Origin of the sequence: Acidovorax sp. Root267, from assembly GCF_001429215.1 — a bacterium.
GTDB lineage: Bacteria > Pseudomonadota > Gammaproteobacteria > Burkholderiales > Burkholderiaceae_C > Acidovorax > Acidovorax radicis.
Genome location: NZ_LMJC01000030.1, coordinates 187,563 through 203,885, shown reverse-complemented (window position 1 = coordinate 203,885; position 16,323 = coordinate 187,563). Strand labels below are relative to the sequence as shown.

The 16,323-nt window shown below is 66.3% G+C and carries 14 protein-coding genes; 7 read left to right on the top strand and 7 right to left on the bottom strand.

From position 1 onward, the window contains the following. The first annotated feature begins 143 nt into the window (after positions 1-143). The 7 genes from ASE39_RS19550 (at position 144) to ASE39_RS19520 (ending at position 7,374) form a co-directional block, all read left to right on the top strand. A complete protein-coding gene (locus tag ASE39_RS19550; RefSeq protein ID WP_057272236.1) occupies positions 144-1,025 on the top strand; it encodes a DMT family transporter in 882 nt (293 codons plus the stop codon). Then, positions 1,022-1,906, top strand: coding sequence for a DUF429 domain-containing protein (locus ASE39_RS19545; protein WP_057272235.1), 885 nt, complete (start codon positions 1,022-1,024; stop codon positions 1,904-1,906). The genes ASE39_RS19550 and ASE39_RS19545 overlap by 4 nt, the downstream gene beginning before the upstream one ends. A 36-nt stretch (positions 1,907-1,942) precedes the next feature. Then, positions 1,943-2,167: a hypothetical protein gene (locus ASE39_RS19540; protein ID WP_057272234.1), complete on the top strand. Its 225-nt coding sequence runs from the start codon at positions 1,943-1,945 to the stop codon at positions 2,165-2,167. Positions 2,168-2,303: 136 nt separating this feature from the next. Further along, complete coding sequence (locus tag ASE39_RS19535) at positions 2,304-2,975, top strand: histidine phosphatase family protein (protein ID WP_010461910.1); 672 nt, start codon at positions 2,304-2,306, stop codon at positions 2,973-2,975. Between the two features lie 489 nt (positions 2,976-3,464). Next, the gene (locus ASE39_RS19530) at positions 3,465-4,238 is read left to right on the top strand and encodes a hypothetical protein (RefSeq protein WP_140426840.1); all 774 of its coding nucleotides are present in this window, start codon (positions 3,465-3,467) and stop codon (positions 4,236-4,238) included. Beyond that, on the top strand, positions 4,238-6,001 hold the full coding sequence (locus ASE39_RS19525; protein WP_242421501.1) for an ABC transporter permease subunit: 1,764 nt from the start codon (positions 4,238-4,240) through the stop codon (positions 5,999-6,001). The genes ASE39_RS19530 and ASE39_RS19525 overlap by 1 nt, the downstream gene beginning before the upstream one ends. 5 nt (positions 6,002-6,006) lie before the next feature. Beyond that, entirely contained in the window at positions 6,007-7,374 is a 1,368-nt protein-coding gene (locus ASE39_RS19520; protein ID WP_140426839.1) for a nitrate/sulfonate/bicarbonate ABC transporter ATP-binding protein, read from the top strand. A gap of 676 nt (positions 7,375-8,050) precedes the next feature. On the opposite strand, the gene ASE39_RS19515 is transcribed toward ASE39_RS19520, so the two are convergent. From ASE39_RS19515 to ASE39_RS19485, 7 genes are all read right to left on the bottom strand, one after another. Next, positions 8,051-9,397 (bottom strand): tetratricopeptide repeat protein, encoded by a 1,347-nt coding sequence (locus tag ASE39_RS19515; RefSeq protein WP_057272232.1) that lies wholly within the window; start codon positions 9,395-9,397, stop codon positions 8,051-8,053. A gap of 23 nt (positions 9,398-9,420) precedes the next feature. Continuing rightward, the gene (locus ASE39_RS19510; protein WP_010461896.1) at positions 9,421-10,029 is read right to left on the bottom strand and encodes a hypothetical protein; all 609 of its coding nucleotides are present in this window, start codon (positions 10,027-10,029) and stop codon (positions 9,421-9,423) included. A gap of 125 nt (positions 10,030-10,154) precedes the next feature. Continuing rightward, the gene (locus ASE39_RS19505) at positions 10,155-11,558 is read right to left on the bottom strand and encodes an amidase (RefSeq protein ID WP_057272231.1); all 1,404 of its coding nucleotides are present in this window, start codon (positions 11,556-11,558) and stop codon (positions 10,155-10,157) included. A gap of 263 nt (positions 11,559-11,821) precedes the next feature. After that, entirely contained in the window at positions 11,822-13,312 is a 1,491-nt protein-coding gene (locus ASE39_RS19500; RefSeq protein WP_057272230.1) for an ABC transporter substrate-binding protein, read from the bottom strand. A gap of 108 nt (positions 13,313-13,420) precedes the next feature. Continuing rightward, the gene (locus tag ASE39_RS19495) at positions 13,421-14,302 is read right to left on the bottom strand and encodes an ATP-binding cassette domain-containing protein (protein ID WP_057272229.1); all 882 of its coding nucleotides are present in this window, start codon (positions 14,300-14,302) and stop codon (positions 13,421-13,423) included. Continuing rightward, complete coding sequence (locus tag ASE39_RS19490) at positions 14,299-15,336, bottom strand: ABC transporter ATP-binding protein (RefSeq protein ID WP_057272228.1); 1,038 nt, start codon at positions 15,334-15,336, stop codon at positions 14,299-14,301. The genes ASE39_RS19495 and ASE39_RS19490 overlap by 4 nt, the downstream gene beginning before the upstream one ends. 30 nt (positions 15,337-15,366) lie before the next feature. Beyond that, positions 15,367-16,239, bottom strand: a complete 873-nt coding sequence (locus ASE39_RS19485; RefSeq protein ID WP_057272227.1) for an ABC transporter permease — start codon at positions 16,237-16,239, stop codon at positions 15,367-15,369. Positions 16,240-16,323: the final 84 nt, after the last annotated feature.

The following is a 16,323-nucleotide window of genomic DNA, read 5'->3' as shown; positions in this document are numbered from 1 at the left end:
CGGCTGCGCGCATCGACCCAGACTAGGCTGGCTCGCTACGCAAATCGCCCCACTTTTCTTCGCAGCCGTCCATCACGTTTTGCAGCCGCAGCCGCCCAGAAGGCGCTGCGGCTTTTCTGTTCAGGCCGTTCTTTTCCCCGCCCGTGACCTTTACCGCCTTCGCCCTCATCATCCTCGCCGGCCTCATCCACGCGTGCTGGAACATCGTGGCCAAGAAGGCCGGGGGGGACTCGCGGTTTGCGTTCTTCACCTCGGTGATCATGATGGTCGTCTGGGCGCCGCTGGGCTGGTACCTGGGGCGCGACGCCGTGCCGCAGTGGGGCGCGGTGGAGTGGGGTTTTGTCGCCGCCAGCGGGCTGCTGCATGTGGCGTACTTCGTCATCCTGCTGCGCGGCTACCGTGTGGCGGACCTCACCGTGGTCTACCCGCTGGCGCGCGGCTCGGGGCCGCTGTTGTCGTCGCTGGTGGCCATCACGCTGCTGGGTGAGCAGATCTCGGCGCTGGGTGCCTTGGGCATCGTGGGCGTGGTGGGGGGCGTGTTCCTGATTGCGGGCGGCCCGGGCCTGCTGCGCGCCGCGCACGACCCTGCCGCACGGGCGCGGGTGCACAAAGGCATGTTGTACGGCCTGCTCACGGGGGCCTTCATTGCCAGCTACACGGTGGTCGACGGCTATGCGGTCAAGTTTCTGCTGATGTCGCCCATTCTGGTGGACTACATGGGCAACTTTGTGCGTGTGGGCCTGCTGGCGCCGGTAGTGCTGCGCGACCTGCCCACGGCCCGCACGCTGTGGCTGGCGCAGTGGCGTTTTGCGCTGGCCGTGGCGGTGGTCAGCCCCGTGGCCTATGTGCTGGTGCTGTATGCCATGCAGCAGGCACCCCTGTCGCACGTGGCCCCGGCGCGCGAGGTGTCCATGCTGTTTGCCGCCCTCATCGGCGGGCACCTGCTGGGCGAGGGTGACCGCATGGCGCGCATTTTTGGCGCGCTGTGCATTGCGGCAGGCGTCACGGCGTTGGCCTTGGGATGACGGCCGCCGCACCACAAACCCTGCTGCTGGGCTGCGACTTCTCCAGCAGCCCCACGCGGCGCAAGCCCATCGTGTTGGCGCTGGGCCAACGCCGGGGCGCACGCGTGCAGCTCGCTGCGCTGGAGCGGTTCGATACCCTGGCCGCGTTCGGCCGATGGCTGTCTCAGCCCGGCGACTGGGTGGGCGGCTTTGACCTGCCCTTTGGCCTGCCGCGCGAGCTGGTGCAGGCGTTGGGTTGGCCCACAGACTGGCTGGCGTGCATGCAACACTACCGCAGCCTCAGCCGCGCGCAGATCCGCGACCAGTTCGCAGCGTTCTGCGATGCCCGCCCGGTGGGTGGAAAATTTGCCCACCGCGGCACCGACGGCCCCGCAGGCTCCAGCCCCTCGATGAAATGGGTGAACCCGCCCGTGGCGTACATGCTGCACGCGGGTGTGCCATTGCTGCTGGACGCCGGTGTGCATGTGCCGGGCCTGCACGATGGCGACCCCCGCCGCGTGGGGCTGGAGGCCTACCCCGGTCTTTTGGCGCGTGAGGTGCTGCAGCGGCGCAGCTACAAGAGCGATGACCGTGCCAAGCAGACCCCCGAGCGACTCATCGCCCGCAAGGACCTTCTCACTGCGCTGGAGGTCGGCCAGACCCGGCTGGGCCTGCGCCTGGCGCTCAGCCACGCCCAGCGCGATGCCCTCGTGGACGACGCCAGCGGCGACAGCCTGGATGCCGTGTTGTGCCTGGTGCAAGCTGCCTGGGCCGAGCGGCGCCATGCCGAGGGCGGCGACGCGCTGTATGGCCTGCCACCGGGGCTGGACCCGCTGGAGGGCTGGATCGTGACGGCCAATGCCCCCGCTTTTCAAGGCATCGGCCCGGCACACGGTGCGTAGCATGGCCGGGACACGCTGGATGTTTCCCCCACCGCCATGCCCGTTGTTTCCCGTTTCCTGTTCGCCCTGGCCCTGCTGAACCCGCAGACGCCGCTGGTGCAGGCCGCCCCCGCGCCCTGGTACTACTGGCGCAGCACGGTGGACGGTGCGCGGGTCTGTGCACAAACCTCCCCCGGCCAGGGCTGGCAGCGCGACAGCGCCGCGCACGAAGGCCCCGGCTGCCGGCCGCGCCGCAAAGTGCTCATCGTGCCCATGCGGTAGCAGAGAGCGCCCGGCACCACGTGCCTGTCTGCCTGCGTTCGGTTGTTATAAAAATCATAGCTATAAGCGCTTTGTACGTAAGCGCTAGCAAGCAAAAAGTCTTGCAATAGTGTGTATACATTCGATAATGGAGCGCATGACCGAACTGATCCTGATCCGCCACGGAGAGACCGACTGGAACCGCGAACTGCGCTTTCAAGGCCATGTGGACGTGCCCCTCAACGCCACAGGCCACGAACAGGCCCGCCGCCTGGCCGAACGCCTGGCCGCCGACCAGCTGGTGGTGGACCACCTGGTCTGCAGCGACCTCATCCGCACGCAGCAGACCGCAAGCCCCAGCCTGCAGGTGCTGTTCCCGCAACTGCATATCGACACCCTCACCGACAGCAGCCTGCGCGAGCAAAACTTCGGCATCGTGGACGGCAAGCGGGTGGACGACGTCAAGGCGGACCACGCCGATGCGTGGGAGCGATGGCTGCGCTTTGAAGCCGACTACGGCATGCCCGGGGGCGAAACCACCCGCCAGTTCCACACCCGCGTGATGGACGCCGTGCGCCGCATCGCGCAGCAGTACCAGGGCCAGAAGGTCATGGTCGTGACCCACGGCGGCGTGCTCGACATGATCTGGCGCACAGCCCGTGGCACGGGCCTGGATGGCCCCCGCCAGAGCGACATCCCCAACGCTGGCCTGAACCGCGTGCGGGTGGATGGCGATGCCGTGGAGGTGCTGGACTGGGCCGATGTGCGGCACCTGGCCGATCTGCCGGCGCAGCCGGTGTACGACCAGACGAAGCTGCTGGTGCGGTGAAACCGGGGCAGCGTGGCTTGACGGCGCTTTTGCTTGGCAGGTTCCGTCGCTGCCCTGCCCCGCGCATCGAAAAAATGGGAACTGCCTCGCTCCGTATATAGATTTCGTAAAGATTGCAGAGGCTGGCTTGACGCTCGGTTTTGTGCGGTGCAATATTCGCCCCGTCGTCACTTCGGAGCCGCGCGCGTGGACAGTGCCAGTTGTAGATCAGGTGTGAAGAGCGCCCTTGCGGGTGCGGCACATTCGGCTGCGTAGCGCCCTGAGTCCGCGCTGTGCGCCACATGGCCGCAGCGATGTGTTTGCCCCTCCGTGGCAAGCCATTTCTTAACGTTTCACCACAAACCGGGCCGCATTGCCGCGTGCTCGTCACACCCCATCTTTCCAATGCAGAAGCTTGCGGGCCGCAACAGCGGCGCGTTGCTGCGCCACGCCCGGCTGTTTTCAAAGCCCCCCGAAAGCCACAAGGCCAAGGAAGCCAGAAAGAGTCCCATGAGCCGAAAAGAACCCACACGCCGTGTGCCCGCAGCAGGCTGCACGCGCGGCCCGTTCCTCCCCACGATGCGCGCAGTGCGATCCGTGCGCCCTGGCCTGCCAGCGCGCCAGCGCCTGGGCGCTGCAGCTGCCGTGCTGGGTTTTGCCTTGCAGGAAGCCCATGCAGCGGGCGGTCACCACGCGGTGGACGACGCCGCCATCCTGGAGCCCGGCCAGTGCCAGGTTGAAACCTGGGCAGACCGGGAGCGGGGGGGCGGCCGCACGCTGGTGCACCTGGGCTCAGCCTGCCGGATCGGCCCGCTGGAGCTGGGCCTGAATCTGGACCGCACGCGCTGGTCTGGCAGTGATGCAGCAGTGAGCGGAGGCCCGCAGGTCAAATGGGCCGCGCCGCTGACCGAATCGCTCAGTGTGGGTGTCGTGGTCTCGGCCGCCTGGCAGGACGCCCGGCCACGGTTTGCTGGCAGCGCGGTGGTGTTCCCCGTGACCTGGCAACCGGCCGAGCGCCTGGCAGTCCATATGAACCTGGGCCGTGATTTCCGCCGCCAAGGGCCCGATCTCCCGCGCAGCAGCGCAGCCCTGGAGTGGGCCGCCACGCCGCACTGGTCGCTGGTGGCAGAACGCTTCCGTGAGAGCGACGCCAGCTTCTGGCGCCTGGGCGCGCGCTACGCGGTGACCGACGCGCTCAGCGTGGACCTGAGCCAGGCGCGGGGTGTTACAGGCGGTGCGCCCGCCTGGTGGACGGTGGGGCTCAACTGGGCCTTCCAGCGGTGATGTCGGCCATGCACCGCAACCTGAAAAACACCACGCCCCAACTGGCCGTCAACGAAAGCCCCCGTGGTTTTGGCTGGGTGGACGGCCTGGTTCTGCTGGCATTGATGGGCCTGCTGTGGAGCGCCTTGCACTTTGGCAAGGGCATGCTGGTGCACTTCGATGCGGCGAGCACGCCCCCGCTCGACATGTCGCCCGGCCAGATTCCCTACTACGCCGGGCGCACGCTGCTGCGCATGTGGATCGCCTTCGGCTTTTCGCTGTTCTTCGCGATTGCCGTCGGTTACCTGGCGGCCAAGAGCCGCGCGGCCCGCGCTGTCATCCTGCCCGCGCTGGACGTGCTGCAGTCGGTGCCCGTGCTGGGCTTTTTGTCGGCCACCGTGGCGGGGTTCATGGCGCTGTTTCCCGGCAGCCTGCTGGGGGTGGAGTGCGCGGCCATCTTCGCGATCTTCACGGGGCAGGTGTGGAACATGGCCTTTGGTTTCTACCACTCGATGGTCACGATCCCGGGCGACATGCAGGAGGCCGCGTCGAACTACGGCCTGAGCCGCTGGCAGCGATTTCGCTCCCTGGAACTGCCGGCCTCCACGCACAGCCTGATCTGGAACTCGATGATGTCCTTCGGTGGCGGGTGGTTCTTTGTGGCGCAGAGCGAAGCCATCAGCGTGATGAACAAGGACATCCAGCTGCCAGGCCTGGGCTCGTACATGGCGCAGGCCATCGAGCTGGGCGACCGCCAGGCCGCGCTCTGGGCGGTGCTGGCCATGCTGTTGTTGATCCTGGTCAGCGACCAGCTGGTGTGGCGCCCCCTGCTGGCCTGGGCCGACAAGTTCAAGGTGGAGTTGACGGAATCTGCCGCGCCTGCGACGTCTTGGGTGTACGGCCTGCTGCGCCGGGCTTATGTGTTCAGCTGGCTCGGCCGGGCGGTGTGGCGGCCACTCACAGACGCGTTGCAGGGCCTGTTCCTGCGCCAGCGGCCTGGCAGGGGCAGCGCTGCACGAAAAGGCAACCCATGGCCCCTGCGCGCCCTGGGCCTGGCTGCCGCAGCGTGGCTGGGCTTCGAGGTATTGCGGGGCCTGATCGCTGCCATCTCTGCGCTGCACGGTGCGGTCACGCTGGGCATGGTCGCCCACATCGTGGGGCTGGGCTTTTTGACGCTGCTGCGCGTGCTGGCCATGACCGTGCTCGCCACGCTGGTCTGGACCCCGGTGGGCGTGTGGATCGGGTTCCACCCACGGGTGGCGAAGTGGGCGCAGCCCCTCGCGCAGATTGGCGCGTCGTTCCCCGTGAACATGACGTTTCCCATCGTGGTGGGCTTCTTTGTCGCCACGCAGACCCCGATGAACTGGGGCAGCATCCTGCTGATTGCCATGGGCACGCAGTGGTACATCCTGTTCAACGTGATCGCGGGCGCCATGGCCATCCCCAACGACCTGAAGGAGGCCGCGCGCGTGTATGGCCTGCGCAACTGGGCGCTGTGGCGCACCCTGATCCTGCCTGCGATCTTTCCTTTCTGGGTCACCGGGGCGTGCACGGCCGCAGGCGGTGCGTGGAACGCCAGCATCGTCGCCGAACTCGCCACCTGGGGCGACACGACCTTGCAGGCCGATGGCTTGGGTGCCTTCATTGCGCAGGCCACGAAGTTGGGCAACACGCCGCTCATCATCGCCAGCATCGCGGTGATGTCGGTCTTCGTTTTGCTGATGAACAAACTGATCTGGCGGCGCCTGTATGCGTTTGCAGAACGCCGCTTTCGCCTGGACTGAACATGATGATGACGAACTCCGTGCCCACCCACAACGCCGCAGCACCCATCGCCCAGCTGTGTGCGGTCAACAAGTCCTTCACCATCGCGGGGGGCCACGAGCTCAAGGTGCTCGACAACATCGACCTCGACATCCACGAGGGCGAAATGCTGGCCCTGCTGGGGCAGTCGGGTTCGGGTAAGTCCACCATCCTGCGCTGCCTCACAGGGCTGATCGAGCCCAGCTCTGGCCGCGTGCTGGCCGATGGCCGGCCCCTGCACGGCGTCAACCCCGATGCCTCGGTGGTGTTCCAGACCTTTGCGCTGTACCCCTGGCTCACGGTGGCGCAGAACGTGGCGGTGGGCCTGATGGCGCACCGCACAAGCCGGGCCGAGCGCGATGCGGCGGTGGGGCGGGCCATCGAGTTGATTGGCCTGGGCAACCACCACGCGGCCTATCCGCGTGAACTTTCGGGCGGCATGCGCCAGCGTGTGGGCATTGCCCGTGCGCTGGTGTCTCAGCCCCGGCTGCTGTGCCTGGACGAGGCGTTCAGCGCCCTGGACGTGCTCACCGCAGAGAACCTGCGCCAGGAGCTGATAACACTGTGGCGGGGCCGGGGAACGGGCCCGAGTTCGGTCTTCATGGTCACCCACAACATCGAGGAAGCGGTGGAGATGGCCACGCGCATCGTGGTGCTGTTCCCACACCCTGGCAGGCTGGGCCTGGTGCTGGAGAACCCGCTGCCTTACCCGCGCGACAGCCGGGACCCGGAGTTCCAGCGCCTGGTGAAGGTCATCCACGAAACCATCACCACCATGACGCTGCCCGACCTGCCAGCCGAAGCCCCCGTGGCGGGCCACCCCATCTCACGCGCACGCGGCCGCATGGAGTCCATCCCGCTGGTGCCGGTGGCGCAGATCCTGGGCCTCTTGAGCATTCTTCACGACACGCCGGAGCTGTCGAACATCTACGACATCTCGGACGAGATCGGCAAAGAGTTCGGCGAGACCATCGCACTGGTCAAAGCCGCGGAAATCCTGGAGCTGATCGACACGCCCAAGGACGAGGTCCGCTTCACAGAGCTGGGCCGGCGTTTTGTGGCCGCCGACCGCCAGGGACGGCGCGCCATCTTCGCCGAGCAGGTGTTCAAGCTGCGCATCTTCCACATCATCATTGCCCTGCTCAAGGAGTATGAGGAAGTGGACGCCTCCCGGGTGATCAAGGACATCGGCAGCGCGCTGCCCTATGACAACCCGGAGAAAACCTTCCAGACCATGATCGCCTGGGGGCGCTACGCGGGGCTGATGGATTGCAATCCGAATACGCAGAAGGTGTTTGTGCCCAAGGACGAGGAGCGTGCGGTCGGCGCTGACGCGGGGGTCGCAGACCGGTAGAGCTGATGGACGCCGTGCACCGCATTGCGCAGCAGCATCGGAGCCAGAAGGTCATGGACGTGACCCACGGTGGCGTGCTCGACGTGATCTAGCGCACCGCGCGCGGCATGGGCTTGAGGGCTTTCTATGGCAAGAGAAGATTAGCCGTCCAGAGCGCGCCAACAACTGACATCTGGTGATTCGGCGCCTTCTGAGCACCAGCGAGCACCATATTCCATAGAAGACTAACGTCGCTAACCAAGGCAGGATTCTGTTTCAGAAGGTCAATGGCTACTAATGCGTATTCTTTGTTCTTCTTCGACCGTGTGTAGGTTCCGGCTGGTACGCCTTTCACCCGACCACTTTCGCAGAGGCCTAGGAATGCGTTGCGAGGACAACCTTTTTCCTGCGAGGACTTGCTGTGTGGGAAAGCTTCTGTGACCGCGATATCCCACGCACGGGCCGGTGATTGCTCATCGCCCTGACGAACCAGCGCAACCGCTCTTACAGCGGCATCTCCATAGCGAGCCATATTTTTTATCCCAAGAAAATTTGGCAACTAGCAATGATGTGCGAAGTGACCGGGTCACCAGCATTCGCATTTACAGGCGGTTGTCGCTAAGCCTGCAGAATTCTCTCGAGCAAACGTTGAGGCGCCACAGCATGCCTTGGAACGTCATTGAACGGCGCATTCTCCTCAACCCACCGCCAACCCCAACACCCCATTAACCACCCCCACCTGCCTGGCCAACCGCACCGACTCCGGCTGCGCATTGACCAACGGCTGCAACAAATTCTGCACCGCCGCCCACTGTCCATTGCGCTGCAGCGCATCCAGCCAGATCTGGTGAAACAGATCGCGCTGCGCATGGCTGCCACCAATCTCCACCAGGCGGGGCAAGGCCACACCCAGTTTCTCTGCCGCCGTGGCCCAGTCGCCTTGGGCGTGCGCGAGCAGACCCTGGGCGGCGGGCACACACACCTGCTGCCACACCGTGCGCTCGTGCGTCTCTGTGCGGGTGGCGGCATGGGCCTCGATGTTGCGCAGCAGGGTGCGCGAAGCTTCGGTGCACCCCGCGCGGGCCAGGCCGTAGAGGTATTGCAGGTCCAGAAAGGGCAGCACGTGGTCAGACAGGCGCAGTGCGAGGTGGCCAGCCACGTCGGCCCATCGGGGGCCCACATCCACGCCGGCCAGTTCCAGCCGCGCCAGCAGCGACACGGCGTTGATCTGGTCCTGCGTGTATTCCTTGACCACGCCCCAGACCTGCTGGTCGTACAGCGCCAGCACGTCGGAATGGCGGTCCTGCTCCAGCAGGAAGAGGGCCTGGTGCCACCAGTTGTGCGTGACCATGAAGGAGTTCAGGCCCGTCCAGGTGTCGCTCACGCTGGCCATGAAGTCTGTGCCTTCGCGGATGCGGCCCTGGGTCAGCATCACATGCGCGAGCGCGTGGTGGGCCCAGGGTTCCTTGCGGCACAGCGCGATGGCGTGGCGCGCGGACGCCTCGGCGTGGTCCAGCAGGTGGCATTGTTCCCAGCCAAAGGCGAGCATGCCGTGCAGGTAGGGCACGTCGGCAGCGGCGGGCACGGCCTGCAGGGCCAGGCGCAGCATGCCGGGCGAGTCGCCACGGTTGAACAGGTGGTACTGGCCGAGCTTGAGCGATGCGAGGTCGCGCGGGTGCAGGCGGGCCTGTTCTTCGTGCAGTGCGATGGCGCGGGGCAGGTCACCATCCACCCAGGCGGCCACGGCGGCCACAAAACGCTGTTCGCGCTCGCTGGCCTGGTGGGCGTGGGCCAGCGCCTGGTCGATGAAGGGGCGGGCGTTGCGGGGGGCGTCGGCCGATTCGGCAAACATGTGCAGCGCCGCGCAGCTGGCTTGCACGGTGGGGCTGGTGTCTGCTGCCGCGTTCAGCACATTCACCGCGCGGGCCTCGCACGCAATGAAGCCTTCCACAAAGTCGTTCAGGGCGGCCGCGCTGGCCGGGTCGTGCAACGTGACGGGGTTACCCAGGCTATCGGTCATGCGGGTGTGCGTGGAGGATGGCATGGGGCATTGTTGGAGGCGGTGGGTCAACCGCCTTTGATGAGGGTCAGATACGCGTTGCGAGTCTCGGCGGACACCGAGGCCACGAGCTGTTCGTGCGGCGTCTGGTGGCGCGCCAGCATGCGGGCCGTGGCAATGGTCTTGGACTTGCAGAACCAATGGCAGGTGTGCTGCATGAGGAACAGCTCGGCAGTCATCATGAAGGCCCGGTCCTTGGGTGAGAGGTGGCTGGTGTTTTGCACCACATGGGCAATGCCCCGCGCGTGGATCGCCAACGCCTTGCGCATGTCGAAAGTCATGGCGGGGAGCAGCTTTTCGGCAAATGGGATGGCCATGGAAAGGCGGCTGACCCGCGCGTCCGCCTCGTTCACCTTGGCGAAGTCGGCGGCAAAGCGGTTGAACTGCTCGGTCAGCTGTGATTCGGTGGTGCTCAGCAGGCTCCAGATCTGGTTGCGGCGCTCGTCCGTGCTCTCGCCCAGGGCACGCAGGTAGCCGTCGGTGAGTGCCTCCATGAGCTTCTCGATCTGGTAGTTGGCCAGGTGGCTGCCCAGGAGCGCGATGCGCTTGCGCTGCTCCTTGGCGTTGAGCATGTAGGTGCCGGTGGCGATGAGAATCGCCAGGATAAGGATGTCCATGCGGTGGTTGCGTAAGGTGTTGTAGGGGTGGGGTCCAGGGCATTTGCCCGCTATCGAATGGCGGGGCAGCACACCCAGAGCATGCCCTCAAGGTTACCAACAACAGCGCATCGGCCTGCCAAGGGTTAAGCCGCAGGCGGCTGGGGCCAGGCCCGCTGTGGCTCGCGGATCAGCTCGAATGCGTGCGCCACCTGCAGCACCCCAAGGTCGTCAAAACGGGCGCCTGCAATCTGCAGGCCGATGGGCAGACCACTGCGGGTGTAGCCGCAGTTGACCGAAGCCGCAGGCTGCTCAGACATGTTGAAGGGCACGGTAAACCCGATGTGCTCCAGCGGGCGCAGCGGGTCGTTGGTGGGCGAGGGCAGCTCGGCCTGGAAGGCGGGCATGGGTGCCACGGGCGAGATCACATAGTCAAAGGCGCTGCAGGCTTTGACGGTGTTCACGCGGGTCAGGTGGAACTGGTGGCTGGCGTTGAAAACTTCGGTGCCGCTCATGCCTGCGGCGCTGTCGGCCCAGGTGCGAATGTAGGGCAGCACCTTGTCGCGCTGCTGCGCTGGAAGGGCTTTCAGGTCGGTGTGCGAACGCATGCGCCAGAAATGGTCCATGCCGTCGAGCATGGCCTGGGTCATGAAGGGCACCATGGGCACGATGGTGGCGCCAGCTGCCTCCATGAGTTTGGCTGCACGTTCCACGGCGGCCTTCACCTCGGGCTCCACCGGCAGTCCACAGCCGGCGTCCAGCAGCAAGCCGATGCGCAGGCCGCGCAGGCGCTCGGCACCCTTGTTGAACTGGCTCCAGGCGATATCCTGCGCGGGCAGGCTCATGCTGTCGCGCGCGTCGGGCTGGCTCAGCACCTGCATCATCAGCGCGGCGTCTGCCACGGTGCGGGTCATGGGGCCTGCGGCACGGCCGGTGTAGGGCGGGTCGATGGGGATGCGGCCCAGGCTGGGTTTCAGGCTGAAGATGCCGCACCAGCTGGCGGGCAGGCGCAGCGAGCCACCGATGTCCGTGCCGATGTGCAGCGGGCCGTAGCCTGCGGCGGCTGCCGCACCACCGCCGGCGCTGGAGCCGCCGGGGCCTTTGCGGGTGTCCCACGGGTTGCGCGAGAGCGGGTGGAAGGTGGACAGGCCTGAGGACAACATGCCGTAGTCGGGCATGGTGGTCTTGGCCACGATGACGGCACCGGCCTCGCGCATGCGGGCGGCGGGCGGCGCATCGGCAGCGGCAGGCACCAGCTCCACGGCTGCAGTGCCCAGAGGTGTCGGGTCGCCTTGCGTGGCGATGTTTTCCTTGATGGTGCTGGGCACGCCGTCCAGCGCGCCCATGGGCTCGCCCCGCAGCCAGCGCGCTTCGGACGCACGGGCTTGCGCCAGGGCTGCTTCGGGACGCAGCAGGTAGGTGGCGCGGATGTGTGGTTCCCAGCGCTCGATGTGGGCCAGCACGGCCTGCGTGACCTCGACGGGCGACAGCGTGCGCTGGCGGTAGGCGACCAGGAGGTCGTGGGCGGGCAGGTCGTGCAAGGCAGTCATGTCGGGAGTTTTACAAGTAAAAAAGGCTGCTACCGCTTATTGGTAAAGCGCTAACAGCTATTGTTTTAGGAGCAATCTGCTCCCGCAGGTTTTAGTGATCCATGGCGCCGCGCGCTACCCGCAGCCCCTGAAACTGGCGCGGCCCAAGCGCGGGCAGCCGAGCAAGGGCCGCCCCGCAGCGAGGGCTGCGTCCCCCTGCCCACATCGCGCAGCGATGTGAGAGCGGGGGGAAGGCCCGCAGGGCCTCAGGGGGGTGTCCCATCTCAGGACCAGGACAGCGATGAGATGTCGTTCACGAACACGGGCATGTCTTTCCACAGGCCCTTGAGGTTCTTGTTGGCCACCGTGATCCACTGGTTGGAGTACAGGAACGCGTGCACTGCATCGTTGGCCAGCAGGCGTTGTGCGTCACCCAGCAGGCGGGCACGGTCGGCGGGGCGGGCGGCGTTCTTGATCTGGTTGAACAGCTCGCTGAACTTGGGCGAGTTGTAGGCCCAGTAGTAGTCGGGCTTGGCGAAGTTGCCCAGATCGAACGGCTCCACGTGGCTGATGATGGTCAGGTCGTAGTTCTTGCTGCCATAGGTGCCGCTGAGCCACTGCGCCCATTCCACGTTCTGGATCTTGGCGATGATGCCGACCTTGGCCAGTTGTGCTGCGACCACCTCGCCGCCCTGGCGGGCGTAGGGAGTGGGCGGCAACGTCAGGGTCAGTTCCAGCGGTGTCTTGACACCAGCCTCGGCCAGCAGCTTCTTGGCTTTCTCGGGGTCGTAGGGGTTCACGCCCGTGGTGTCCACATAGCCGAACGCGCCGGGCACGTAGTGGCTGCCGATGGGCGCGCCGTAGCCATCGCCCGCGCCTTCGATCACGGCCTTGCGGTCCACGGCGGCGGCGATGGCGCGGCGCACGCGCACGTCGTCCAGCGGCTTCTTGCCGTTGTTGATCGCCAGGATGGTCTTGGCGCGCGAGCCGCTGACCACCACCTGGAACTTGGGGTTGCCCTTGAATTGCGGCACGCTGCGGGGCGTGACGCGGGGGAATGCATCCACGTCGCCGGCCAGCAGGGCGGCCACCTGGGCGGCGGGGTCGGAGATGAAGCGGAACGTGGCGCGCTTGATCTTGAGCGCCTTGGCGTCGCGGAAACCGTCCCACGCCGTCAGCACCACCGAGGAGCCCTTGTTCCAGGCCTGGAGCTGGTAGGGGCCCGTGCCCACGGGCTTGTTGGCGTTGGTGTCGGCGCTCTTGGGCTCGACAATGATCGACGTGGCCTGGCCCAGGATGAACAGCAGGTCGGGGTCGATGTCCTTGTTGAGCAGCACGACGGTGTAGTCGTCCACCACCTGGGTGGTCAGGCCCGCAAAGGTGCGCTTGTCTTTGTTGGTGCTCTTTTCGCCGCCAGCGCGGTCGTAGGAGAACTTCACGGCGGCGGCATTGAAGGGCTCACCATTCTGGAACTTCACGCCCCGGCGCAGCTTGAAGGTGTAGGTCTTGAGGTCGGGTGAGACCTCCCAGCTCTCGGCCAACAGGGGCGAGACGCTGCCATCGGCGTTGATCTTGGTGAGTGTCTCGAAGATGTTGTACTGCACGATTTCGGCAATGGCCGAGGCGGCACCGGCCGTGGGGTCCAGGCCTGGTGGCTCCAGTGTCATCGCGAGCGTCACCGCATCTTTGCGGCCTTGCGCCAGGGCGCCAAGCGGGGTGGACAAGGGCACGGCGGCAATGGCGCCAGTGGCAAGGACGGTACGGCGGTTCAGCATGTTCGGACTCTCCAGACAAAAAACCAGACAAAAACCAGAGGAAGGCCCCGGTGCAATTTGTTACCGAGGGCGCACGAAAGCTTTGTACACCATCACGTGTGCATTTGGTTATGCGATTTTTGCCGCTGCAGCAGCGGCGGCTGCTGCACGGCGCGCCCGCGCGCGGCCTGGCAGCACCTGCGGCACGGCACCCACCAGCGACTGGGTGTAGGGGTGCTGTGCGTTGCGAAACAGCTCGGCGGGCGAGCCACGCTCCACGATACGGCCCTGGTACAGCACCACCACTTCGTCGCACAGGTGGTTCACCACGGCCAGGTCGTGGCTGATGAGCATGTAGGTGATGCCGAACTCCTGCTGCAGGTCCTGCATCAGGTTCAGCACCTGGGCCTGCACCGACACATCCAGCGCGCTCACTGGCTCGTCGGCCACGATGAGGCGGGGGCGTGTGATGAGGGCGCGTGCAATCGCAATGCGCTGGCGTTGGCCGCCGGAAAACTCGTGCGGGTACTTGCCCAGGTCGTTGGCGCGCAGGCCCACCTGCGACAGCACCTGGCCGGCCTGCTCGCGCTGGGCGGCGCGGCTGGTCTCACCTTGAGCCTGCAGTGGCTCGGTGACGATGCGCTCCACGGTCTGGCGTGGGTCGAGTGAGCCATAGGGGTCCTGGAACACCATCTGAAAATCGCGGCGTGCGTGTCGCAGTTCCGTGGGGGGCAACTGGTGCAGGTTGCGCCCCAGAAGGTGCACGGTGCCGGAGGTGGGGGCATCCAGGGCCATGACGAGCCGCGCCAGCGTGGACTTGCCCGACCCTGATTCGCCGACGATGCCCAGGCTGCGGCCCGAGGCAATCGAAAAGCCCACGCCGTTGAGCGCATGCACCTTGCCCGGGGGCTGAAACAGGTGTTCTCGCGGCAGCGTGTATTCGCGCACCAGATCTTTCACCTGGAGCAGGGGAGCGTGGACCGATGTGGTGGCATGGGTTGCCTGGGTCATGCGGTCACCTCGACGATGTTCACCACCTGGGCGCTCTGGGCTTCGGCAATGGCCTCGCGGCGCAGGCAGCGCACGTGGTGGTCGCCATCGGCATCCGTGGCCACCAGCGTGGCTTCGGGCTGATCGTGGTGGCAGGCATCCACGGTGTAGCTGCAGCGCCCGGCAAAGGGGCAGCCGGCGGGCAGGTCCACCAGCTCGGGTACCGTGCCGGGGATGGTGGACAGGCGAGGGCGCTGGCCGGGCGTGTGCACCGCGCCCAGATGGGGGCGTGCGGCGAACAGCCCGCGCGTGTAGGGGTGTGCCATGGCGGAGAAGACGGAGGCCGTGGAGCCGCTCTCGACCACGCTGCCGCCGTACATCACCATCATGCGGTCCACGTTCTGCGAGATCACTCCGAGGTCGTGCGAGATCAGGATCAGCGCCATGTTGCGTTCGGCCACCAAGTCGCTGATGAGGTCCAGGATCTGCTGCTGGATGGTCACATCGAGCGCGGTGGTGGGCTCATCGGCAATCAGCAAATCGGGGCCGCAGGCCAAGGCCATCGCAATGGTGATGCGCTGGCGCTGCCCGCCCGAGAACTGGTGGGGGTAGGCATCGAAGCGCTGCGCGGCGTTGGGGATGCCCACGCGGTCCAGCAGCGCCAGGGCTTCCGTGCGCGCGGCGGAGGCATTCATGCCACGGTGCAGGCGCAAGGGCTCGGCCACCTGGCGGCCGATGGTGTGCACGGGGTTCAGGGCCGTCATCGGCTCCTGGAACACCATGCCGATGCGGTTGCCGCGCATCTTGCACATCTGCGCGTCGGTGCGGCCCACGAGCTCTTCGCCGTCGAAGCGAATACTGCCGGTGACCTGTGCACTGTCGGGCAGCAGGCCCATGAGCGACATGGCGGTGATGGATTTTCCGCAGCCTGATTCACCGATCAGGCCCAGGGTTTCGCCCCGTGCCAGCGAAAAGCTCACGCCGCGCACGGCGTCGGCCGGGCCCCGGTGGGTCTGCAGGCGGATGCGGAGGTTGGAGACTTCTAACAGAGACATCGTGGGGTTCTGGTGGTCTTCTTAGCGGGATCAACGCTTGCGCGAGAGCCGGGGGTCGAGCAAATCACGCAGTCCGTCGCCCAGCAGGTTCAGGCCCAGCACAGCCAGTGCAATCGCCACACCGGGCCACACGGCCAGCAGCGGGGCCTGGAACATCAGCGTCTGGGCCTCGCTGAGCATGCGGCCCCAGGAGGGCTGGGGCGGCTGGGTGCCCAGGCCCAGGTACGACAGGGCGGCCTCGGCCAGGATTGCGATGGCGAACTGGATGGTGGCCTGCACGATGAGCACCGACAGGATGTTGGGCAGCACATGCTCGAGGGTGATGCGCCAGCTGCCCTTGCCGCAGGCACGCGAGGCAAGGATGTATTCGCGCGACCACACCGCATTGGCCGAGGCTCGGGTGACGCGGGCAAAGGTCGGGATGTTGAAAATGCCGATGGCGATGATGGAGTTGACGATGCCTGCACCGAACACCGCCGTCATCATGATCGCCGAGAGGATGGCGGGGAAGGCGAAGGTGAAGTCCGCCAGCCGCATGATGAGCTCCTCGACCCAGCCGCGCTTGGCCGCGGCCAGCAGGCCCAGCGCCGTGCCAATGGACAGGCCGATACCGACCGCGATCACGCCCACCAGGATGGAGTTGCGCGCGCCCACCAGCAGCAGCGAGGCCACATCGCGGCCGAAGGCGTCGGTGCCCAGCCAGTGCTTGCCGCTGGGTGGCTGCAGTTTCGCAGCCAGGTCCATCTCGTAGGGGGACCAGGGCGTCCAGGCCAGCGACAAGGCTGCGGCCAGGATCAGCAGCAGCGACAGCACAGCGCCGATGACAAAACTGCGATGGCGCAGCGCGCGGTGCAGCCAGCTGGGGGGCGACAAAGGAACGGGCGGTGAAATCGCGGTACTCATGGAAGGGTTCGAAGTTGCGCGTGGAGCCCAGAGCGGTTGCAACCGGCTCGGCCAAAGGCCAGTGCCACCGCGGAACTGCCTTTG